21 protein-coding genes are annotated in these 22,532 nt (G+C 64.5%); 11 read left to right on the top strand and 10 right to left on the bottom strand.

The annotated features are described in order from the left end of the window. Positions 1–117 precede the first annotated feature (117 nt). The 4 genes from lhpI to C8K18_RS26415 all read right to left on the bottom strand — a co-directional run bounded on the left by lhpI (position 118) and on the right by C8K18_RS26415 (position 3,550). Positions 118–1,053, bottom strand: a complete 936-nt coding sequence (gene lhpI, locus C8K18_RS26430) for a bifunctional Delta(1)-pyrroline-2-carboxylate/Delta(1)-piperideine-2-carboxylate reductase (RefSeq protein WP_053860854.1) — start codon at positions 1,051–1,053, stop codon at positions 118–120. Positions 1,054–1,188: 135 nt separating this feature from the next. Continuing rightward, a complete protein-coding gene (locus C8K18_RS26425; protein WP_029968694.1) occupies positions 1,189–1,452 on the bottom strand; it encodes a hypothetical protein in 264 nt (87 codons plus the stop codon). 77 nt (positions 1,453–1,529) lie between these two features. Next, on the bottom strand, positions 1,530–2,162 hold the full coding sequence (locus tag C8K18_RS26420) for a C39 family peptidase (protein ID WP_107710427.1): 633 nt from the start codon (positions 2,160–2,162) through the stop codon (positions 1,530–1,532). A 47-nt stretch (positions 2,163–2,209) separates the two neighbouring features. Beyond that, positions 2,210–3,550 carry an FAD-binding oxidoreductase gene (locus C8K18_RS26415; protein ID WP_107710360.1) on the bottom strand — a complete coding sequence of 447 codons (1,341 nt, stop codon included), beginning with the start codon at positions 3,548–3,550 and terminating at the stop codon, positions 2,210–2,212. A 259-nt stretch (positions 3,551–3,809) separates the two neighbouring features. On the opposite strand from C8K18_RS26415, the gene C8K18_RS26410 reads away from it, so the two are divergent. From C8K18_RS26410 to C8K18_RS26400, 3 genes are all read left to right on the top strand, one after another. Continuing rightward, positions 3,810–4,064 (top strand): helix-turn-helix domain-containing protein, encoded by a 255-nt coding sequence (locus C8K18_RS26410; RefSeq protein WP_029968691.1) that lies wholly within the window; start codon positions 3,810–3,812, stop codon positions 4,062–4,064. Positions 4,065–4,066: 2 nt separating this feature from the next. After that, positions 4,067–5,410: a type II toxin-antitoxin system HipA family toxin gene (locus tag C8K18_RS26405; protein WP_107710362.1), complete on the top strand. Its 1,344-nt coding sequence runs from the start codon at positions 4,067–4,069 to the stop codon at positions 5,408–5,410. A 216-nt stretch (positions 5,411–5,626) separates the two neighbouring features. Next, positions 5,627–6,481, top strand: a complete 855-nt coding sequence (locus tag C8K18_RS26400; protein WP_006053220.1) for a helix-turn-helix domain-containing protein — start codon at positions 5,627–5,629, stop codon at positions 6,479–6,481. Between the two features lie 48 nt (positions 6,482–6,529). On the opposite strand, the gene C8K18_RS26395 is transcribed toward C8K18_RS26400, so the two are convergent. Next, positions 6,530–8,377 carry an ATP-binding protein gene (locus C8K18_RS26395; RefSeq protein ID WP_006053221.1) on the bottom strand — a complete coding sequence of 616 codons (1,848 nt, stop codon included), beginning with the start codon at positions 8,375–8,377 and terminating at the stop codon, positions 6,530–6,532. Next, the gene (locus tag C8K18_RS26390; RefSeq protein ID WP_053860261.1) at positions 8,347–8,889 is read right to left on the bottom strand and encodes a molybdopterin-dependent oxidoreductase; all 543 of its coding nucleotides are present in this window, start codon (positions 8,887–8,889) and stop codon (positions 8,347–8,349) included. The genes C8K18_RS26395 and C8K18_RS26390 overlap by 31 nt, the downstream gene beginning before the upstream one ends. Positions 8,890–9,117: 228 nt before the next feature. On the opposite strand from C8K18_RS26390, the gene C8K18_RS26385 reads away from it, so the two are divergent. Continuing rightward, positions 9,118–10,089, top strand: a complete 972-nt coding sequence (locus C8K18_RS26385; RefSeq protein ID WP_053860260.1) for a phosphoribosyltransferase — start codon at positions 9,118–9,120, stop codon at positions 10,087–10,089. Positions 10,090–10,101: 12 nt separating this feature from the next. On the opposite strand, the gene C8K18_RS26380 is transcribed toward C8K18_RS26385, so the two are convergent. Further along, a complete protein-coding gene (locus tag C8K18_RS26380) occupies positions 10,102–11,793 on the bottom strand; it encodes an ATP-dependent helicase (RefSeq protein WP_029968686.1) in 1,692 nt (563 codons plus the stop codon). 155 nt (positions 11,794–11,948) lie between these two features. Here C8K18_RS26380 and C8K18_RS26375 point away from each other — a divergent pair, with 155 nt between their 5' ends. Then, positions 11,949–12,575, top strand: a complete 627-nt coding sequence (locus C8K18_RS26375) for a glutathione S-transferase family protein (RefSeq protein WP_107710428.1) — start codon at positions 11,949–11,951, stop codon at positions 12,573–12,575. Between the two features lie 102 nt (positions 12,576–12,677). Next, entirely contained in the window at positions 12,678–13,292 is a 615-nt protein-coding gene (locus C8K18_RS26370; RefSeq protein WP_006053227.1) for a Fur family transcriptional regulator, read from the top strand. A gap of 116 nt (positions 13,293–13,408) precedes the next feature. Here C8K18_RS26370 and C8K18_RS26365 read toward each other — a convergent pair whose 3' ends face one another. Both C8K18_RS26365 and C8K18_RS26360 read right to left on the bottom strand, forming a co-directional pair. Then, positions 13,409–13,939: a response regulator gene (locus tag C8K18_RS26365; RefSeq protein ID WP_029968684.1), complete on the bottom strand. Its 531-nt coding sequence runs from the start codon at positions 13,937–13,939 to the stop codon at positions 13,409–13,411. A gap of 352 nt (positions 13,940–14,291) precedes the next feature. Then, positions 14,292–15,116 (bottom strand): TetR/AcrR family transcriptional regulator, encoded by an 825-nt coding sequence (locus tag C8K18_RS26360; RefSeq protein WP_165919862.1) that lies wholly within the window; start codon positions 15,114–15,116, stop codon positions 14,292–14,294. Between the two features lie 73 nt (positions 15,117–15,189). Here C8K18_RS26360 and C8K18_RS26355 point away from each other — a divergent pair, with 73 nt between their 5' ends. From C8K18_RS26355 to C8K18_RS26345, 3 genes are all read left to right on the top strand, one after another. Then, positions 15,190–16,761: an MDR family MFS transporter gene (locus tag C8K18_RS26355; RefSeq protein WP_181324948.1), complete on the top strand. Its 1,572-nt coding sequence runs from the start codon at positions 15,190–15,192 to the stop codon at positions 16,759–16,761. Between the two features lie 530 nt (positions 16,762–17,291). Further along, entirely contained in the window at positions 17,292–18,173 is an 882-nt protein-coding gene (locus C8K18_RS26350) for a hypothetical protein (protein ID WP_258196200.1), read from the top strand. A gap of 68 nt (positions 18,174–18,241) precedes the next feature. After that, positions 18,242–19,321 (top strand): TAXI family TRAP transporter solute-binding subunit, encoded by a 1,080-nt coding sequence (locus C8K18_RS26345; RefSeq protein ID WP_006052318.1) that lies wholly within the window; start codon positions 18,242–18,244, stop codon positions 19,319–19,321. Between the two features lie 40 nt (positions 19,322–19,361). Here the strand turns inward: C8K18_RS26345 and C8K18_RS26340 are convergent, their stop codons facing one another. Next, positions 19,362–20,804, bottom strand: a complete 1,443-nt coding sequence (locus tag C8K18_RS26340; RefSeq protein WP_107710369.1) for a PLP-dependent aminotransferase family protein — start codon at positions 20,802–20,804, stop codon at positions 19,362–19,364. Positions 20,805–20,919: 115 nt separating this feature from the next. Here C8K18_RS26340 and C8K18_RS26335 point away from each other — a divergent pair, with 115 nt between their 5' ends. Together C8K18_RS26335 and C8K18_RS26330 are read left to right on the top strand one after the other, a co-directional pair. After that, positions 20,920–21,807, top strand: a complete 888-nt coding sequence (locus tag C8K18_RS26335; RefSeq protein WP_029968674.1) for a DMT family transporter — start codon at positions 20,920–20,922, stop codon at positions 21,805–21,807. A 136-nt stretch (positions 21,808–21,943) separates the two neighbouring features. After that, positions 21,944–22,525, top strand: coding sequence for a GNAT family N-acetyltransferase (locus tag C8K18_RS26330; protein ID WP_107710371.1), 582 nt, complete (start codon positions 21,944–21,946; stop codon positions 22,523–22,525). The last annotated feature ends 7 nt before the right edge of the window (positions 22,526–22,532 follow it).

Genomic DNA, 22,532 nt, shown 5'->3' with positions numbered 1-22,532 from the left:
GTTTTGCGATTGTTTGCACGGCAACATGCGCCGCACGTTGGCGCAATATGCCAACGCGGGCGGCAAGGCGCTGTTTTTAAGGCGTTTTTCTGGCGCGAGCCTCTCGCTGTCGCTCGCTTATCCGCGCGACCACGCCTCGCGCGCGACGCGGCAGGCCGCCAGATCCCACGCCGCACAGCCGACGCTTTTGAAAACGATCGGTGTTTGGGCAGGCGCCCGAGCAGACGTGTCCAGCACCGAAGCAATGCCGCGCACGCTGGCCCAATCCACGCCGGCCTGGATGAAATCGCCGGCCTCGTGTTTCGCGCCCGCCTCGTCGTCGACGAAAAGCGCGCTGCCCGCAATGGTGCGCGCGCCGATCTCCACCATCTCGGGCGTGAACGCGCCGACGCCGATCACGAGGCGCCCCGCGCGCGCCGCCTCGTCGTAAACCGGCTGACGGCTCGTGGTCAGCGCAATCACCGTGTCGATCGATTCCGGCAGCGGCGCGTCGGGCTGCGCAAGCGGCTGCAACTCCGACACCTTGCCGCGATGCGCGGCGCAAAACGCCTCGGCGCGCGCCGGCGCACTGCCCTTCACCCAGACGCGCGCCTCGGGATAGAGCTCGCCGATCGCTTGCAGATGATTGAGCGCCTGCGTGCCCGTGCCGATCAGCAGAAACTCGCGCGGCCTGGCCGCGGCAAAGGTGGCGACGCCGAGCATCGACATGGCCGCGGTGCGGCGGCCGGTCACCGTCGGGCCGTCGAGGATGAAAAGCGTCTCGCCGGTGTCGGCGTCGAATGCCATCACCTGGCCGTGGATGGTCGGCAAGCCGCGCGGCCCGTTGCGCGGGCACACGTTGACCAGCTTGTGGATCGCGAGGTCCGGCGCGGTCGCGGGCATCGACAGCAGAACGCCGCCTTCATTGAGCGGCACGACGAGGCGCTCGGGACTCGCTATGCGCCGCTGCGCGTAGTCGATGCTGGCGCGCTTTAACGCGTCGACGAGCGCGGCGTACGGTGTGAGCCGCGCGGTCGCGTCGGCGTCGAAAATCTGCGTGGTCGGACGGGTCATGGGCGGGTAGGTGGTCGCAGTCGGAATAGCCGATTCTACGACGCGGGACGGCGTGCGCAGCGCATCACGGCGTGCCGCGCCGATGCGCGACGCGCTTCCCCGCGCGTCGCGCACGCTGTTTCGCTCAAAGCGGATTTATTGCGCCGCGGTCGACTTCCCGTCGCTGTCGCCGGACTTCTTGCCGCCTTTGAACATCGCGCGGCAAGGCGGACTCAGTTCGTCGACGTGCTGCTTCATGCAGGCCGTGATCTTCGCCTTGTTCGGAATCTCGGACGCGCAAAAGTGCATGGCGTCGCCGCGGCAGGCCTTGGCCTGCTCATCGTGGGTGGCGGCATGCGCCGCGCCGACGGTGCTGAGTGCGACAAGGCTCGCGGCGAGCAGGGCGTGAGTTTTCTTCATGTCGGGTCCTGTATCGCAGATGTCGATACGGACGGTCGAGCAGAAAACGGGCCTGATCGGCAGCGGCTAGCCGCCGCTCAGCGCCCCGGCCAACTGAGCGTCATCCCGCGTTCGGCGTAGAACCGCGTCATCGTCGCGAACGGCAGATAGACGTTCGCCTGCTGCGGCCCGATGCCCGAAGGATTGTGAAACCACACGCCGCCGGCATCGCGTCCGTGCAGCAAAACGAGGTGCCCGCCCTGGCGCTGGTTCGGCTCGTCGGGATAGCGGATCTCCGGGCTCACCGACACGATGGCGAGCGTGCGCGCATCGAGACGCGCGGCGATTTCCTCAATGGACGCCTGCGGCAACACGTCGACGCGTACGCCGAACGCCTCCTGCACCCATGCCGCAAACGGACGATAGATCAGGCCGTCGACGCCGCCGTCATCCCGCATGCGATATACGCCGTGCCGCAACGCTTCGTCGAGCAGCGCGGCGCGCGGCGCGTGTTCGATACGCCAATAGTCGAGCGCCGATTCGAGGCACGTCAGCCCGCAAAGGCGTTTCGCCCAGAAACGGTAGCGCTGCGGGTCCGTGAAGCCGCTCGTCTGCCAGCCGGGATCGTCGCAAGGATCGGCTGCCCGCTCGACGATAGCGCGCACCCAGTCGGGGCTGCCCCACTGGGTGTAGTACGGAACTCCGGCGTGACGCAAAGTCGGTTCGTTCATGCTGACGTGATCGGAAGAATGCGGGCGGAGAAAATCGGCAGGCGCGCTCATAGCATGCTGCGAGGCCGCTGCATCGTGCCGTCGAAGAAACGCTGCAAACGGAACGCGGACAGATCGAGCGACGGCTGCCCGCTGTCGTTGATCTCCGCGAGCAGCTTGCCGACGATCGGGCCCATCGCGAAACCGTGCCCGCAAAAGCCGGTGGCAATGGTCAGACCGCTGACTTGCGGCGGCGCGTCGATAACCGGAATGCCGTCGGGCAGCACGTCGATCAGACCGGCCCACGACTCGACCACCTGCGCGTCCTTCAACGCGGGAAAGAGCGCGCGCAGCTTCGCCAGCGCGCGCGGCGCGTGGCTCGTGTTCGGCTGCGGATGCGGATCGCGCGGATGCAGCAGGCGCTCGCCAGGCGGCACGGCGCCCGGCAGTCGCTCACGCAAGTCGCGCAGACACGCGCCGTTCAGATGAAAGCTGAATTTCTCGCGCTGACTCCACAGCTCCGGCACAAACCATTTGAGCGCACGGAAATGCCCGAGCGTCATGTCGACGTCGACCTGCATGTCATCGGCGAGATTGATCGCCCCGTTCGCGCGCTGCCGCACGCCGAGCCCGTGGCCCCAGAAAGTCGATGCGCTCACATGCGGCAACGGATTCGTGCGCATGCAGGTGCCGCGCACCGCCTGCTGCGGCAGTTCGAGGCCCAGCGTCTTCAGCAGACGCCAACTGCTCGCGCCCGCGGCGCAAATGAAACGCGGCGTGCGGACCGTCCCGCGCTCGGTCACCACGCCTGCAATCGCACCGGCCGCGAGTTCCACGCCCAGTACGCCGCAGCCTTCGAAAAAAAGCGCGCCGGCTTGCGCGGCCCGCGCCGCGAAAGCGGCGGCGGCGCGGCGCGGCTCGGCCTGGCCGTCGCTCGGCGTGTAGAGGCCGCCGAGCGCCGGGCCTTGCATGCCGGTCACCACCGCGTCGATCTGCTTGCGATCGAGCGTGCGCGTGTCGAGCCCGTGCTGCCGCGCCACGTCCATCCATTGCTGGAACGAGGTCCAGTCGTCCTCGTCGGTGGCGACATAGAGGCAACCGCCCTGACGCCACTCCAGATCGAAATCCAGTTCGCGCTCGAGGCTGGTCCACAGCGGAATGCCCGCCATCATCAGCGGAACTTCCGCCGATTCGCGGCCCTGCTGGCGCACGAAACCCCACGCTCGCGACGACTGCTGGCCGGCAATGCGCGACTTGTCGAGCACGACCACCGACAACCCGCGCCGCGTCAGATAGTAGGCCGCCGCGCAACCCATGATGCCGGCGCCGGCGATCACCACGTCGGCGTGGTGCGGAAACGGTTGGTCGGCGGAGGTGAAGCCGGCGTGCAGCGGATAGGTTGTCGTCATCGGGCAAGGAGGTTTTAAGCGCGGACATCATCTTCGCAGGACAGGCGGTTGCCTGCAACGCCGACCTGCGCAAAGCGCTGGAAAGCCCGTCCGCATTGAGTTTGGCGGACGGACGACGGAGCGTGAAAATTATCTGCAGGACGAATAAATGGCAAATATCCGTGTGGCAGATATTTTGCACGCGTATTCGTCTCGCGAATATTTGCCAAATATCCGCGAGACGAATAAAATGCATTTATTCGCCAAACGGATATTTGACATGCTGCATCTCATCGCCACCCCGAATCAGATTGCCCAGTTGCTTGCCGCGAGCAGACGGCAGGCAGGTCTCACTCAGGCGGAAGCCGCCGCGCGGGTGGGCGTGAGCCAAAGCCGCATTTCCACCTGGGAAACCGACGCAGCCGCGCTGACCGTGGCTCAACTGCTCGCGCTATGCGGCGCCTACGGGCTGCAGTTACAAATGCGCGACAAGAACAAGCCGGAGTTTGAGCCGGCGCCGTTGATCGAGTGGTGAGCATGACCCGCCCTACACATTCGCGCGCACTTTCCGTTTGGGCAAACGGCGAGCGCGTCGGCGTCTGGCGGATTCCGGCGCGCGGTCCAATGGAATTTTCCTACGACGCAGCGTGGATCGCCTCGCCTGCCGGCAGGCCGTTGTCGCTCTCGCTGCCTTTCGCGCCCGGCAACCTGGCGCACAAAGGGCCGCGCGTCCTCAATTACTTCGACAACCTGCTGCCCGACAGCGAGGTCATCAGAAAGCGCATCGCGCAGCGCTATCAGACCGAGACGCTCGACGCCTTCGATCTGCTGCAAGCCATCGGCCGCGATTGCGTGGGCGCGGTGCAGTTGCTGCCCGAAGACGACGTGCCGGAGCACGTCGACCGGATCGAAGGTACGCCGCTCTCGGAGGCCGAAATCGAGACCATGCTGACGCGCACGGTGAGCACGCCCACGCTCGGCGCAGCGGACCAAAGCGACGACGATTTCCGCATCTCCCTTGCCGGCGCGCAGGAAAAGACCGCGCTACTGTGGCACGAAGGAGAATGGAAACGGCCGCACGGCGCGACGCCCACCACGCATATCTTCAAGCTGCCGCTCGGACTCGTCGGCAACAAGCTGGCCGATCTCAGCACCTCGGTCGAGAACGAATGGCTGTGCCTGCGCATCCTGCGCGCCTACGGTTTGCCGGTCGCGAACACGGAAGTCGTGACGTTCGGCAAACAGCGCGTGCTGAGCGTCGAGCGCTTCGACCGGCAACTGCATTCGAGCGGGCAATGGCTGTTGCGCCTGCCGCAAGAGGATTTTTGCCAGGTGTACGGCGTGCCGTCGCATCGCAAGTATGAAAATGAAGGCGGTCCCGGCGTGCTCGACCTCGCGCGCGTTTTGCAGCAATCGGTGGCGGCCGCGCAGGACATCGAAACGCTGCTCGCCAGCCAGATTCTCTTCTGGATGCTCGCCGCGCCGGACGGCCACGCGAAGAACTTCAGCATTCGCCTGCTCGCGGGCGGCCAATACCGGCTGACGCCGCTTTACGACGTCATGTCGATCTGGCCCGTCGAAGGCAGCGGGCCGAACCAGTGGTCGTGGTTCAAGGCGCGCCTCGCGATGGGCATGTGGTCGCGCAGCAAGCACGACGCGTTTCGCGACGTGCAGCGGCGCCACTTCAACACGATGGCGCTCAAATGCTCGTACGGCGCGAGCGCCGAACCGCTGATCGAGCGCCTCATCGAACAGACGCCGAACGTGATCGACCAGGTCTCGGCGGATTTGCCGGAACGGTTTCCGGCCAGGGTTGCCGAGCGGATCTTCAAAGGACTGAGGAACTCGGCGGCCAAACTCGCCAAGATGCCGGAGAACTGACGCCGTTCGCAAGAGCCCTGGGTGGATATGGCCCGGTTTCATCGGTAAAATGGGGTTATGCAAAACGCATAACACAAAAAGCCGACCGCGATGTTTTTTGCGGTACATTTGCTGTCCCCCGCGTAGCTGCGTCGCGCCGTGTCCATGATGCATGGCCGCGTTACGCCTGCCGTATCGCCCACCACAGCCCTTTAAGACGGCGGATTCTCACGCAGTATGACCAACGAAACACACTCACCTGACTCCATCGCAGTCGCCGAGCGCGTGCGCGAGTTGATGAGCCGGCACGGAATCGGCAAGCGACAGCAAACCACAGAACTTTGCCGCATCCTCGATCTGAGCTTTTCGCAAGGGCACCGCAAGCTGCGCGGCAATAGCCCGTGGACGCTGTCGCAAATCAAGAAGGTCGCCGAGGTGTACGGCGAGCCCGCCGCGCAGCTCTTCGGCGCGCAGTCGCTCGACCCCGGCATGGTCGGCGCGATCGCGCAGGAAGCCGTGTTCTGCATCGGCGCGATCGAATTGCCGTGCACCGCCTGGGTGGGCGCGGCGCTGGAACCCGGCAGCCGCCCGGACTTCGTCGCCTACTCGAAGCTCGGCCAGTGGCGCGTCGCGCGGCACGACGGCGCGCTGTATCAAAGCGCGTACGAAGTCCACAAGATCGAGATCTATCCGCGCCGCGCCGAGACCGACAAGCCGACCATCGCCGTGGTCGACGACGATCACGCGAGCGCCGACAATCTGCGCGATTACCTCGAGCGCAGCGGCTTTGCCGCCGTGGCGATCTACGGACTCGCGGCCTTTGCCGAGCAACTGCAAACGCAGGTGTTCGACGGCATCGTGATCGACTGGCTGTTCGGTTCGCAAACCTCGGCGGCCGCGATTCGCGCGGTGCGGGCGTCGGAAAATCCTGACGCGCCGATCTTCGTTCTGACAGGCGAATTGCTGACCGGCAAGGCGAGCGAGTCGGAGATCAGCCAGGTGATCCGTAATTACGACGTCGCCTGCTATGAAAAGCCCGCGCGGATGGCGATTCTCGTCGCCGATCTGTCGAAACGGCTGAATCGGCCCTGAGGCAGTAGTCCTGCGCCTGGGCTTGTGCCCAGGCTTGTGGGCGCCCTCTCACGCGGTATGCCGCGAAGCCAGCGCGCGCTGCAATGCGTTGCGCAGATCGCCGTAATGTACTGGCTTTAATAACGCTTCAAAAAACGGCTGCGCGCCGCTTCTCTCTTCCTCCTGTTGTTCGCCGGGCTCCGGCGCATAAGCGCTGACCACGATCACCGGCACGCCTGACGACGGCCCGCCGCGCGCGGCCAGATCCGCGAGCAGCGCGTAGCCGTCGCGCCCCGGCATATGCAGATCGAGCAGCACGACATCGCAGCGGCGCGCGTCGAGCCACGCGAGCGCATCGTCGGCGTTGGCGACGGCGTGCGCGTCGTAGCCCATGTGCGCGACCATCTCGCTGAGCGATTCGCGAATCAGCCGGTTGTCGTCGACGATCAGCACGCCTGGCCGCGCGTCGCCCGGCCCGGTTTGCGCCGCGGCGTCACGCGAAGGCGCGGGCGCGACCGGCGTGACTGGAATCGTCACAGTGAAAGTCGTGCCCTCGCCCACCACGCTCGCGACTTCGACGGTGCCGCCAAAGAGCCGTACGAGTCCCTGCACGATAGTCAGGCCCATGCCCGCGCCTTCGAAGCGGCGCGTACGCGAACCGTCCAGTTGCGTGAACTCCTCGAAAATCAGCGGGATTTGCGCCTGGGGAACGCCCGGCCCCGTGTCGCTGACCACGAAGCTCAATAGCGCCGGCCGCTGCATCAGCTTCACGCGCACCGTGCCGGTTTCCGTATAGCGGATCGCGTTGGTCACCAGGTTGTTGACGATCTGGCGAATGCGGTGCGGGTCGGAATCGACGAGACCCGTCACGCCGCTTGCCTCGCTTTCGAGCTTGAGGCCGCGCGAGGCCGCGGACATCGCATGTTCGTCGACGATCGACGCCAGCAACTCGCGCGGCTCGAAGTGCTCGTGACGCAGTTCGAGCTTGCCGGCGCCGAGCCGTGCGTAATCGGTCAGGTCCTTCATCTGCGCTTCGAGATGCCGCGCCGCGGTTTCGAGCCGCTGAATCACCTTGCGGTCGGCTTCGGAGTGATAGTTGAAGCCGAGCAATTCGATCGACGACACGATCGCATGCAACGGCGTGCGCAGCTCGTGACTGATCATGCCGAGAAACGCGTCTTTCGCGAGACTCGCCTCGCGCGCGGCGCGGCTCGCCTGGTGCTCGGCCTGAAGCGCCGCGTGCTGCTGATGCATGAGACGCGTGCGGCGCCGGCCGTTGACCACGAGCAGCAACGTGGCCGCCGCGGACAGCAGCAGCAGGATCATGCCGCCGGCAAACAGCAGCCGGCGCTTGTCGATGAAGTCGCGGTTCATCGCTTCGCGGTCGGCGACATCGGCGAAACGGCGGCTCAGCGCGAGATCGTTGACTTCGTTCCAGTGCTGGCGCAATTGCGCGACGATGCGGTTGACGCCGCCCCGATCGGTCGGCAGCGCGGCGACGTCAGGCGCGAGACCGGCGAGCATGCGGTCGAGCGCGTGGATTTCATCCAGTTGCCGCTGCACCAGCGCGACCTGCGTGGTGAGCCGGCGCGTGGAGCCTTCCATCACATGCAGCTTGGATTGCAGCAACTGATAGCGCAACGTGAGCCGCGGGTAATCGTCGTCGACGCCGGCCTGATACAACAGCAACTGGTTTTCGAAGCGCGCGTAGGCGATCTGCAACTGCGCCGCGTCCCAGTAGAAGCCGTCGTAAGAGCCCGTCAGCGACTCGGTCGTGTCGGGATTGAGCAGGTTCGCGTAGAGCAGATAGCCGATCGCGCCGGCGGGCGCCGCAAGCGCGGTGAGCCAGATCAGCACATAAAAAAACCGGCGCCCAGGACGGCGCTTTATTTGACGATGAGTGCCTTGATCTGCCATACGAATTTCGAATCGCCCGAGGCGCCCGTGAGTTCATCGGGGAACGCATCGCGCGGGTAGATGAGAAACAGCGGACCGAAGTCGCTGATTTTTAGACGCCGGCCGTTGATGCTGTATGCCAATACGACGCCGTAGCGGTCGCAATCGGATACTGGCACCGTGTACGTATAGTCGTCGAGCGTGTGAATCTCGATCTGCGTGCCGTACGCGCCGACCGTCTTCAGAATATCCGCCAGCAGCGGTCCTGTGAAGCTCGAACGCGGTGTCCAGGTGGTCGAGGTGGTGATCGAACGAGCCGGCAGCGCCAGCAATTGCGCCTCGTCGAAGTGATAGGAACGGTGCGCGGCGTCGTTGGTCTTGCCGATTTTTCCCGTGACGTCGAGCGCAAGCGCCGTCGCGTCCGTCTGCGCCTGCACGCTCCACGCGGTCAGCGCGAGGATCAACCCCATTGCCCAGCGCACGCTCGCAGGCGCGCCGAATCCTCGTTGCACTGTTGCTGTCGCTTTGGTCATTTCTTTTTATCCGTAGCTGTTCTTTTGCGGCGCCGCCGCTCTCGCGGAACGCAGCGCCCCGGCTTGCCGTAACGCGCATCACCCCGACGCGCGATTGCCGAACGGCATGCATAATATGTCAAAATTCTTTGCAGGAAAAAACGAAGGCTCGCCAAAGCGCCCTTCGCTAGCGCGTCGCGCCGCTGGGCGGCCGCCTTCTCACTCGCGTTAAGCGACTCAACGAGCGTTATGAACAAGCCGGTTTTGCCCCTCACGTACGAGCAACTCGATCACTGGATTGAATCGCTGCAGCCCGCGTTGCTCGCCGAAGGTTTTGCGATGGCAATCGGCATTCTGCGCGGCGGTGCGCCGCTCGCGCTGATGGTTTCGCATTCGGCCGGCGCGCCGGTTGCGTTTCTGCGCTACGACCGCGCATCGCGCAAGGTCGCGTGGGACTCGACGCTGCCGATTCCGCCCGCCGGCTCGAAGGTGCTGCTGTGCGAGGACATTGCGGGACGCGGTTTTACGCTCGTCGATTGCATCGCGTTCCTCGAGCAGCATGGCCTTGTGGTAAGGACGCTGACCGGCGCGGTCGACGACCTGAGCCGCACGCAGCCCGACTACGCGATCGACGCACGCGGCTACTTCGCGCTATTTCCGTGGGAGCGCCAGGCCTACACGCAGCGTTATCGCGACGACTGGGCGCGCGTTGAAGCCGGCGAAGCGCCCGCGATGGCGGACGACCATCACTACGCAACCTACGCAATCGATCTCGACGGCATTCTGCTTCCCGACGTGCCGCTCGCGCGCTACGACGAAGACCTCGCTGCCGCACTGCTCGAACGCGACGCGCTGCTGCCCTTCGAGGTGCTGCCTGGCATCGACCTGCAACGCGTTCGCACGATCATCACCGGCCGGCCGGAAACGGACCGCGCGCGTACCGAGGCCTGGCTCGAGCGGCATGGCTTCGACCATATGCAACTGGTGATGCGCGTGCCCGGCACGCACGACGAAAGCCCGGCCGGCGCGGCCGCGCATAAGGCGTCGGCGGCGCTTGCGGGCGGCGTCACGCACTTTGTGGAAAGCGATCCGGTGCAGGCCTTGCTGATCGCGCAACAAGCGCCGCTGTTGCGCGTGATCTGGTGGGACGCGCACACGCGCAGCGGCATGCTGGTCGCCGCGCGCGCGTGGCCCGCGCTTGCCCATGAACTCGCGCAATAGCTAGTGCGCGCGTCAGGCTTCGCGCGTCTCCCGTTCCTTGCCGTCCTTCGCGTCACGCAGATGCAGATGCCGCGCGGCACGCTGCGAAGCGACGATGATCAGCTTCATCGTTGCGCGCGTCGCGCCGACGAACAGCTTGCGCGCGATACGCTCGTCGAATGTATCGAAGTCGACCTCAGTAAGGATCACGCACGGCGCCGCCTGGCCCTTGAAGCGATAGATCGACTCGAACAGAACGTCGCCGTCACGATATTCCGGATTCCCAAACAAATCGTACTTGCCCGTGAAGCTGCGCAGCCGATGCGGGCCGAGATGATCCTGCGCGGTCATCGCGGAGCCCTCGCGTCCGCGAAACGACAGCACCGCAATGTCCTGCTTGCGAAAGCCGAGCGACAGCGCCTGCGTGATGGCGCGCTTGGTCGCCTCAATGGCGCCCTCGGCCGCGTTCGCTTCGTCGTAGACGGACAGCGAGATGTCGGAGCCGTCGAACGGACTGCCTGACGCCAGCGCCGCCGCGCTCGACACCGAGCCGCCGACTACCTCGCGCACGTAATCGAGAATGTCGCGCGGGCTGCGGTAGTTGGTGGTTTCCTTCAGCGTCGTCCAGCCGGGCAAGGCGACCGGTTCGCGCATGTACAGGTTCTGCAGCGGATCTTCGAGCCACCACCAGGCGCCGCCGGGGCTCAGCAGACGTTCTAGCGCAGCGACCCACGGCTCCTGAAAGTCCTGCCCTTCGTCGACGATCAGCACGTCGAATTGCCAGCGCGCGTCGATTGGAGTTTCGGCGAACATCGCTTCGAGCTGATCGAACACCTGGCCCGATTGAAAATCGGGCTGGCGGCCCGCATCGCGCGCGATCCAGTCGCACAGTTGATGATAGTTCGCGACCTTCGCCTCGGGCGGCGCGACGCGCGCGATGTGATCGGCGAGCGGTCGGTTGAAGCACACATACAAAGGACGTTGGCCGCGCGCGACGGCGTCTTTCATCACCTGCACCGCGAGTTGCGTCTTGCCTGAGCCGGCCGTGCCGATCACGCGCAGCCGGAACGGCGAGAACTCGAGCCGCCGCGCCCACGTTGCAAGGCCGCCTGCGAGCCGCGTGACGAGCGTGCCGGCCTGACCGACGAGCGCGCTTGCGTCGGGCGTGAGCGCCAGTTCATCGGCGAGAAAGTGATGGATTTTCGACGCGCACGGAAGACGCGGCTCGTCTGCGGGCAGCGCTTCACGAATCACTGCGGCGAGGCGATCGCGCCGGGTTGCGTCGACGATCCGCGCCGGATTCACGCCCGCGATCGCCGCGTCCTTCACGATATGGTCCGGGCAATACAGCAGTTCCTCGATGAAATAGGTGCCCGCGCCGAATGCCGCGGTAAAGCGCCGGTGCAAGCCTTCGATGGTATGCGCGAGCGCGATCGCCACGTTGCGCTCGGTTTGCAGATAGACCTTGACGAGCCCCTTCGGCGTTTCGCGCAGAAAGCCGGTTTTCTGCTCGACGATCATCACGCGTCCGGCGGGACTGACGACCACGAAATCGGCCTCGCCGAACACCGAGAAGTTCTGGTTCAGACGCGTCCAGTGCACGCCGTGATAGACGGTGTAGTTTTCAGGCAGCGCCTTTTCGAGCAGCGCAAGGGTTTCGCGTTCGCGCGCCGCCGCGCCGGTGGCGGCGAGGCTCTTCCAGTCGTCGGGGACAATGCGGGCCATGCGGTGCCTCGTCGTTTTGCGGTGCGCTCATTGTACGCAACGCATCATGCCGTGCGCGGCGCGCTCGCATGCAAAGCATGCGCATCGTGTATCGTTACTGGTTGAACGCCGCGCGAGGCGCGGCTTGCCAACTGTCGACAAAAAAGGATGACCGGATGATTACGATCTGGGGACGCGCGAATTCAGTCAACGTGCAAAAAGTTTTGTGGTGCTGCGATGAACTGGTGCTGCCGTACGAGCGCATCGACGCGGGCCTGCAGTTCGGGCGCAACAACGAACCCGCCTACCTTTCGATGAACCCGACGGGCAAGATTCCCACGCTGGTCGACGACGACTTCGTGCTGTGGGAATCGAACTCGATTCTGCGCTATCTGGTGCTGCAATACGGCGCGGCGAGCCCGCTCTATCCTGACGAGCCGAAATTGCGCGCGAGCATCGACCGCTGGCTGGACTGGTCGCTGTCCACGCTGCAACCGGCGGAGCGGCCGGTATTCTGGGCGCTTGTGCGCACGCCGGCGGAACAGCGCGACGCCGCGAAGCTCGCCGACGACGTGCGCAACGTCACCGCGCTGTGGCACCTGCTGGACACGCATCTGCAAGGACGCTTTTTCCTCGAGAGCGACAAGTTCACGCTCGCCGACATTGTGATCGGCGCGTACGCGAAGCGGTGGTTCGGGCTCGATGGCGTCGAGCGTCCGCCGCTGCCCAATCTCGAGCGGTGGTATTCGCGCATCGCGACGCGTTCGGGCTTCAAGAAATACGTCGACTTTCCGTTGACGTGAGTTTCGAGCGCGTTGCCTCGGCCGGGTGGGAACGTCCAGGGCCGGACGGCGATGCTATTTGCGCCCCGGCAGCAATAGCGCGTTGGCCTTTATAATCGACGCATGAAGAACGCCAAGCCCGCCGCGAACGCCGCCCATTCCGCCAGTCCCGCGAAAACGGAGAAGCCCGCCGCTTCCGCCGACGCGCATGCTCATACGCACGCGCCGGCGCATACGCATGGCGAGTCACCCGAAGCGGCGCTCGCCCTTGCCGAGGAATATTGTCGCGAACGCGGGGAAAAGCTCACGCCGCTTCGCCGCAAAGTGCTCGAATTGCTGCTCAATTCGGGCCGCGCGACTAAAGCGTATTCGCTGCTCGACGAAATGCGCCAGATTCATCCGGGCTCGGCGCCGCCCACGGTTTATCGCGCGCTGGACTTTTTGCTCTCGGCGGGACTCGTGCATCGCATCGAGTCCATCAACGCATTCACGGTCTGCCACGACCTGACGCAATGCCAGCACGGCATTCTTGTGGTCTGCCAGCAATGCGGCAACGTGACGGAACTGCATCAGCCGAAACTGCGCCAGGCGCTCATCGAGCAGATCGAAGACGCGGGTTACCGCGTCGCCAGCGACGAAATCGAATTGAAGGGATTGTGTTCCGCCTGCCAGGCCGCAGAGGCCGCCGCAGCGGTTTCTTCAAAGGCGGGAGCAACGGCGCCCGTCGCCGCGAAATAACGGCGGTTTGACTGTAACGGCGGCGCAAAGCGGTATCGGCTTCGCGCCGCATTTCGCGGCGTTTGGAGCGCCGCCGGCCAGGGCGGCGTACCAGGGCGGCGTGTTAATTCACCTACTCAACGCGCCGCACGCGCGCCAATCGCATCGTGCAGCAGCGTCACCAGATCTTCCGGCAACGCAGGTTTCGTCATGAAATGCTGGAAACCCTCGCCGATACTTCGCAGACGGTAAGCGTCATCCGTATGGCCCGTCAAGGCAACCGCCACCGACGGCGCATGATCTCCGCGAATCTCGTGATCACGCAGACGCTGGATCAGGTAGAAGCCGTCCATGGCGGGAAGTTCGAGGTCGCATACAACCGCGTCGGGCAGCAGCCGGACGGCCGCTTCGACGCCCTCTTCGGCATCCGCCACTGCAACGACGTTTGCCCCTTCCGCTTCGAGTAGCAGGGTCAGCGACTCCCGGCTGTCCGGGTCGTCTTCTACGAGCACGATCGTGGCCTGATCGAGTCTCAATGCTCCGTTCATCTTCTGTTGTTGCTCTAAAAATCCGGTTAGGCCGTCAGGCTTGGCCAACGTGTCGCCCTGCTGACTATGCTGGTTTTGCTGCTTGCCGCCGTTTTGTGCGGCCGCGATGTTGCTGTTCATGGTTCCGACTCGATTTCAGGTGCCGAGTTGCAGGAAAGCGCACGATTGTAAACAAGGGTCCCTGCAACGCGCGCACCATAACGCGCCAAAATTGCACGCCAATGAAAAAACGGCTCCCGGAGTCCTTGCGAGGACAACCGGTGCCGGCACCCGATTCCCGCGACAGCGCGTGCGATGCTCCGCACGTAGCTCGCCGCCGCGGCTTCTTTTCGTCTTTCCGCAGATTTTTGTGCGACGCCCGCAGCCCCGTTGCGCAGCGTTCGCGTTCATCCCATCGGTAGCACGTTATGTGCCGCGCATCGGTGCAACGTAACGTGCGCGAACCGGTTGCGCGTTATGGTTTTTAACCAGCTCACTGAGCTTTCTTCGGACCAATCCCCTGGGTGAGCAGCGCGACCGCGTGGCGCGCGATTTCGTCACCGCCGACCTGGCGGCGCTTCGGATCGTTGCGCCACAGCTTCGACGTGGCGAGCGGCAGGACCGTCAGCCCGAGCAATGTGACGAACATCAACGACGGTTCAAGCGCCGCATTGAGAAGCCCCTCTTTCTGCCATCGTTCGATGGCGGCAAGCGACATCTTCTGGTTCACGTCGCCGAAACGCTCGTGCATGCGCTGCCGCAACAAACCGCTATCGCTGATGACTTCGCGCACCCATAACGACGGAAACCACGGATGCTCCACCGCCCCCCGCACCATCCGCTGCGCAAGCTGCGTGATGGCCGCGACGGGATCGTCGGCATGCTCCTGGAATGGCACGCCGAGACCCGCGCGCAACGGTCCGATACGTTCGTCGATCAACACGTCGAGCAGTTGCTCACGCGTCTTGAAGTAGTAATGCATCATCGCCGGCGTGAAACCGGCCTCGCGGGCAATCTCGCCGAGCGTCGTATCGACGATGCCCTGGCGCGCGAACAGCTCGAGCGCCGCGTCGAGCAGACGGTCGCGCTGCTGTGCTCCGCGCGCCGCGCCCGAAGGCCGGCCGGGCCGTCGCACGGCAACGTCTTGCGGCGCGGCTGCCGACGCCGCCGTCGCTGCCTTTGCCGCAGCACCGCGCGTAGCACCGCCTGCGGGGCCCGCGCCGCGCGTAGCGCTCTTGCGCACTCTGCCCGCTCCCGCGCTACTCGCGCCCGCCTTCCCACTGCTCATCTTCTTGCCCACCGACGAAGTCCTTTTCATTGCTGTCGTGTTTGACGCGCGACCGGATGTCGCATATATTAATTTCTGCACTAATTAATTTCAATACGCCCCCATGCAAGAGTCCACTATCACCCAACCCGAGCGCGTGCTGAACGCTGAGCCGCACGCCGGTTCGCGGCAAGACAGGCAGGCGAAAAATCAGGCGGATGCGCAAGCCGCCGGCCATCCGCCGATTCGCCTGCTGTTCCCCGCGCTGCTGCTCGTCATGCTGCTTGCGGCGCTCGACCAGACCATCGTGTCGACGGCGTTGCCGACCATCGTCGGCGAATTGGGCGGGCTCAATAATCTGTCGTGGGTCGTGACGGCTTATCTGCTCAGCTCGACTATCGTCGTGCCGCTCTACGGCAAGCTCGGCGATCTGTTCGGCCGCAAGATCGTGCTGCAAACCGCCATCGGACTCTTTCTCGTGGGCTCCGCGTTGTGCGGCATCGCTCAGGACATGACGCAGCTCATCGTGTTGCGCGCGTTGCAAGGACTCGGCGGCGGCGGCCTGCTCGTCGTGACGATGGCCGCTATCGCAGATGTGATTCCGCCGGCCGAGCGCGGCCGCTATCAAGGCGTGTTCGGCGGCGTGTTCGGTCTTGCAACCGTGGTCGGGCCGTTGCTCGGCGGCTTTCTCGTCGAACACCTCACATGGCGCTGGATTTTCTACATCAACCTGCCACTCGGCATTGTCGCGCTCGCGGTGATCGGCGCAGTGTTCAAGCCGCACGTGCGCCACGTCAAGCACACCATCGACTACATGGGCGCCGCGTTTCTCGCGGGCGCGCTGACCTGCATCATCCTTTTCACGAGCGAGGGCGGCACGACGTTGCCGTGGTCGTCGCCGGAACTCTGGTTCACGCTCGGGATGGGGCTCGTCGCGATCTGGGGTTTCATCCACGAGGAGCGCACCGCCGTCGAACCGATCATGCCGCTCGAACTGTTCAGGCAGCGCACGTTCGTCGTGAGCAGTCTGATCGGTTTTATCGTCGGCGTGTCGATGTTCGGCGCCGTCACGTTCCTGCCGCTATATCTGCAAGTGGTGAAGAACTCCACGCCGACAGAAGCCGGCATGCAAATGCTGCCAATGATGGGCGGCCTCTTCGTCATGTCGATGGTGACTGGCCGCACGATCAGCAAAATTGGCCGTTATCGCATGTTCCCGATTGCCGGCACGCTGCTGGTCTCAGTCGCGATGTTGCTGCTCGCGCGCCTGCAGACCGACACGCCGATTCATGTGATGTATCTCGACATGGGCATTCTCGGTTGCGGTCTCGGCATGGTGATGCAGGTGCTGATCCTCGCCGTGCAAAACACGGTCGAATTCAGGCATGTGGGCGTGGCCACATCGGGCGCGACGTTGTTTCGTTCGATCGGCGGCTCGGTCGGAGTCGCCGCGTTCGGCGCCGTGTTTTCGAACGGCCTTCCCGCGCGGCTCGAGAAGCTGATCCCACCGGACACCCAATTGCCTCACGCGCTCGGACCCGCGGCGATTCACCAGTTGCCCGACGCATTGCGCGCCGACTATCTGCAGGCATTCGCAGGCGCGCTGCATATGGTGTATCTGTCAGCGGCGTGCGTGGTGCTGCTTGCGTTCGCATGCGCGTGGCTGCTGAAAGATCATCCGCTGCGCAAGCAGTAAGTAATCGCATTGCGCTTCTTCTCTGTCGGTCGCTTAATGCCAACGTTAGTTGCAAGCGCCCGAAATTCATCTTCGAGCGGCGCGCCAATAGCATAAAAAAAGCGGCGCGCGCTCGTCTTCCTCACATGCACGATCATTCGTCCTACCTGGTAATGTGCGGTAGCGCACATAACATAGGGTCGATCGTCCATTGACGCGCGTCTCGAAACGCCACATATTGAAAACGACGGCATGCAACGTTCTCTTCGTGCATGCCCGGACTCTCTGGCGCATGTAGATCGTGGTTTCCGCGGACGCCAACCCCGCCTCAAAGGCGATCGGGAGCATGCCGTAACGGCATTGTTTTCCACAGGTGGAGCCATAGCATGTCCACTCAAACCTTAGCTGGTCATCAATTTCCGACGCCCTGCAACCGATGTGGCGGCGCCCTCTACCGGCAACTCGAACACTGCCCGTATTGCGGCGCTTTTCATCCGCTTGATGACGACGCGTCTACCCGCAACGCATTGCATGAAAGCAGGCCGAAAACGTTGAATACACTGAACATGTCGACGTTGCACGACAGCTTCACCGTGCCGACATTCAGCGAGCCCGACTTCCCTGGCGGCGCACTACATGCCGGATTGAATTTCGCGCCCGTGGCCAGTCTTCAAACGGCGCCTTCACCGCTCGTCGCGCCGGATACTTCGTTGCTGCCCGTCACCGAAACCGGCGAGGTGGTGCAGCGCGCCGGTCTGCGTGTGCGGCACGTGGTGGTGGCGAGCGTGGCCGTTGTCGCCGCGGGCCTGGCGTATGTCGGCTATGCGCTATTGAGCGAGAGCCGCGACCTGCATGGCAACGGCGACCAGGCTTTGGAATCCGCGCAGGATGCGAGGACAGCGACGGGCACCATCGCACGATACTCGCCGGATCAGGCGGCCAACACGGGTGTTGGCGCCGTGCCTGGCAAACCGATCAGCGCCGGCGCCATACGAAGCACCACGCAGGCGTTGCCGGCCGCCGTGCCGATCGCGATACCTTCAACGAAACCGGCCACGCCGCAATTCCGCGATGCCGGCCAGGCGTTGCAGGCAGCGCGGACCGCATTCGCCGCCAACGATCTCAGCGCGGCGCAAGCCGCTCTCGCCGCGGTGCAATTGCTGCAACCGGACAGCAGCGAGGCGCAGACTCTCGCCGCGCGATTGAAGCCGTTGACGGCGCGCCGCGACGCCGCGTTGCTCGCCGCGCAAATGTGCGCCGATCAGCAGTCGTGGCCCTGCGCGCGCGAGCATTCAGACGAGGCGCTCGCGCTGGACAGCGGCAGCGACGCCGCGAAAACGATCCTCGAGCGCGTGATCCGCGAAACGGGCTGGGCGCCGCTCAACTCGCAGACAACGTCCAGTGCAAAAACCGTCCGTCAGACTACCAACTAATCAAACAGATATTTCGGATGCCGAATCGAACGGACGAGGTTGTGCCAACTGACCGATAGGTGCGAACCATGCTACATAAACTTTTGACGGGATGGCTCGGAGCGGCGTTGCTCCTCGCATCTTCGCTGATCAGTGCCGAACCCGCGCACTACAAGATCGTTACCGGCCCGGAACGGGGCACGTATATCCAGATCGGTCAGGACCTGTCCAAATGGGTCGCGCAACCCGTCGGCATCGACCTCGCCGTGGTCGCGTCCAAGGGCTCGGCCGAGAACGTGCAGCGCATGCGCTATGAACCAGGGGTCAAGCTCGCGCTCGTGCAGTCCGACGTGTATCAGGCGTACATCGACATGGCCAACTCCGGCAATCCCGATGCCGGTACCGCGATTCGTCCGCTGCGTCTCATCATGCCGCTTTATGACGAAGAGATAAACGTCGTGGTGCGCGCGGATTCGCCGCTCAAAACGCTAAGCGACATCAAGGACAAAACCATCAGCGTCGGCCTGCTCGGCAGCGGCACCGCGCAGTCGGCGACCACCCTGTATCGCCTGATGTTCGGCCAGGCGATTCCCGAACAGAACGTCCAGCATCTGAGCAACGAGGACGCGCTCGCCGCGTTGATCGTGAAAAAAGTGGACGTCGCCATCATCGTCGTCGGGCAGCCCGCGAAACTGTTCAACGACATGAACCCGGAACTGTTGCAGCAAATCCGTCTGCTAAAGGCCGATTCCGCCGCGCCGGAAACGACCCGCGCGAAGCAGACCTATTTCCCGGCGACGATCCGCGCAACCAGCTATCCGAACTGGCTGAAGGAAGACGTCCCGACGCTGACGGTCAAGGCTTTCCTCGTCACTTACGACTACGGCTTGCGCGATACCGTCGGCAACCTGAATCACTTTGCCGACTCGCTGTGCGCGAACTTCGATAACCTGCAGGAACACGGGCATCCGAAGTGGAAGCAGGTGAAGCTCGAGTTGCCGACGCTCGTACGCGGCTGGAAGTATTACCCGCCGGTCGAGAAGCATCTGCGTGCGTGCCTCGCCAACAGAACCGCGAGCGTCAACGCGGCGGCCGCCGCCGCGCAGGTCGCGCAAAAACCGCGCAGCACGTGTACGAACCAGGAGCGGTTGCTTTTGCTGTGCAAATGAATTGAATGGCGGGCGGGCAAACACGCATCCTCATGCACCGTCACGCCCGCTCGCGCACACCGCGCGTGGCCGCGCTTTCCATCGCCCGCTGCAAGGTTTCATACACTTTCGGCCGATTGCATTGCGATACGTTAAAGCGCAAATAGCCGCCAGCCGACTGCGAGACGCTAAACACATTGCCCGGCGCGAACACGACATTGGCGCCTAACGCATGACGCGCGACGTCGGCGGCGTCGAGCGAATCGGGCAGACGCGCCCACACGAACATGCCCGCGTGCGGTCGCGTCCACACCTCCAGGCCGGCGTAGCCGAGGCGGCGCATGGTCTCGCCCATCGCATCCGCGAGCTTGGCGCGCATCGACTCGAGATGACGCCGGTACGTCCCATCCACCAGCAATCGATGCACGACGCTCGCCGTAAGCTGCCCGTTGCCGAACGTCGTGGCGAGCTTCAGGTCGATCAGCGGCTCGATCCACTCGCCGCGCGCAGCGATATAACCGCAACGCGCCGCCGCCGAAAGCGTTTTCGAAAAGCTGCCGATCGACACCACGCGCGTGAGCCCGTCGAAGGCCGCGAGACGCGGCGCGGCTTCGTCTTCGAAGTCGGCGAAGATATCGTCCTCCACCACGATCAGATCGTGCTCGCCCGCGAGCTTGAGCAGCCGATGCGCGATCGCCGGCGCGAGCGTGGCGCCGGTCGGATTATGAATCGCGGAATTGGTCACATAAAGCCGCGGACGGTGCGTAATCAGCGCCCTCTCGAAGGCCGCGAGATCCGGCCCGGACGGCGTGTAAGGCACGCCGACGATACGCGCGCGATGCGCCCGCAGCAGCGCCTGAAAGTTGAAATAGCACGGGTCGTCGATCAACACTGTGTCGCCCGGTTCGAGCAAAAAGCGGCACACGAGGTCGAGCGCATGCGTGCCGCCGTCGGTCAGCACGATCTGCTCGGGCGGCGCGTCGACGCCGTGCTGCGCGAGCCGCCACGCGAGTTGCTGACGCAACGCGGGCAGACCGTACGGATTCGCGTAATCGGCGAGCGGCGACTGCGGGTCGCGCGCTATCGCTCGCAACGCGCGGCGCACGCCGTCCTCGGGCAGCCACGACGCCGGCATCCAGCCGCAACCGGGCTTGAGCACCTTTGAGTCCGATTGCAACGACTGGCGCGTGAGCCACAGCGGATCGACCTCGCGATCGAGACGCGGCCCGAGATCGGCGAGCGCGAGCGGCGGCGCGTGGCCCGACACGAAAAATCCCGAGCCGCGCCGCGCGACGATCACGCCTTCGGCAACGAGCCGGTCATAGGCCTCGACCACCGTCGACTTCGACACGCCGAGCGCGTCCGTCATCACGCGGATCGACGGCACGCGTGCGCCTGGCATCAGCGAGCGGCTGGCAATGCGTTCACGCAGATTGTCCATGACGATGCCAACCCGCGTGCCTTGCGGCTTTTCGCCGTCGGCGTTCTGTCCACTATCGCCCATCTGTACGGCTCCTTCGTCGGTACAGTTTGCATGAATTGTACTGATCCGTAGCTTAACGTTTTCATGCCGGGAGCGGATGCTATAGGCTTCATTTCATTGCGCATGGACTTTTCGAATGGACAAGACGACGAACGGCTGGCTGAGCGGGTTCATAGGCGTGTTGATCTTCAGCGGCTCGCTGCCGGCCACGCGCATTGCCGTGCAAGGGCTCGACCCTGTGTTTCTGACGGTCGCGCGCGCAACCATTGCAGGCACGCTCGGTCTCGCGCTGCTGCTCCTCTTTCGCGAGGCGCGTCCCGCGCGCCGCGACGTGATTCCGCTCGTGGTGGTCGCGCTCGGCGTCGTGGTCGGCTTTCCGCTCTTGACCGCGCTCGCGCTGCGCCACGTCAGCTCGGCGCATGCAATCGTATTCGTCGGACTGCTGCCGCTTGCCACCGCGATCTTCGGCGTGCTGCGCGGCGGCGAGCGTCCGCAAGCGGCGTTCTGGCTGTTTTCCGCGCTCGGCAGCGGCGCAGTGGTCGCGTTCGCGATGCGCCACGGCATCGACGCGTCTCCGGTAGGCGATGCGCTGATGCTCGCGGCGATCGTCGCGTGCGGGCTCGGTTATGCGGAAGGCGCGCGGCTATCGCGGCACCTCGGCGGCTGGCAGGTCATTTCGTGGGCGCTGGTGCTGTCGCTTCCGCTGATGCTTCCGCTTGCTTGGTGGACCCGGCCCGCGTCGTTCGAGGGCGTCAGCCATGCGGCGCTGTGGGGCCTCGCGTACGTGTCGCTGTTCAGCATGCTGATCGGCTTCGTGTTCTGGTATCGCGGCCTCGCGCTTGGCGGCATCGCGGGAGTCGGCCAACTGCAATTGCTGCAGCCGTTCTTCGGACTGCTGCTCGCGGGGCTTCTGCTGCATGAACAGGTGCCGCCCTCGATGATCGCCGTGACCGTCGCGGTGGTCGCGTGCGTGGCCGGCGCGCGGCGCTTTTCGAAGGCGCCGCCTGCACGGCGCACGGCGTGAGCCGCGCGGTGTTCGCGTACTACGATTTTTGAACGGCTTTGAATTTGGCGGCGCGGCGGGCATAGTAAAACGTATCGTCGGAAGAACCGGCACGACAGGCCGTAAGCGCTATGCAAGGCCGCTCCTGGAATACGTTATGAGTACAACCCTCCCCGCCTCCGCTTCGGCATCGACCGCCGCCTCGAGCGCCCCATTGATCCGCGACGCGACAGAAGCCGATCTGCCCGCGATTCAGGCCATTTACGCGCACCATGTGTTGACCGGCGTCGCGTCGTTCGAGGAAGTCCCGCCTTCCGTCGACGAGTTGCGCGCGCGTCTCGCGTCCGTGCGCAACCACGGCTTGCCGTACATGGTCGCCGAGATCGACGGCGAAGTTGCGGGCTATTGCTACGCGACGCCGTACCGCCCGCGCGCCGCGTATCGCAACACCATCGAAGATTCGATCTACGTGAGCGACGCCTATCGCGGACGCGGCCTCGGCCGCGTTCTGCTGCAGGCGCTGATCGAACGATGCGAAGCCGGACCGTGGCGCCAGATGGTCGCCGTCATCGCGGACGGCGGCAGCGGCGGCTCGCTGTCGCTGCATCAGCAACTGGGTTTTGAGCTGACCGGCACGTTGAAGGCAGTCGGTTTCAAACATGGCCGCTGGCTCGACAGCACGTTGATGCAAAGGACGTTGGGCGCGGGCGCCACGACGCCACCCGATCAGCAAACGTAGCCGGTTC

The sequence above is a fragment of the Paraburkholderia sp. GV068 genome (assembly GCF_003058125.1).
GTDB classification, from domain to species: domain Bacteria; phylum Pseudomonadota; class Gammaproteobacteria; order Burkholderiales; family Burkholderiaceae; genus Paraburkholderia; species Paraburkholderia graminis.
Note: the sequence above shows the minus strand (reverse complement) of the source record. Positions and strands in the feature narration are given on the sequence as shown.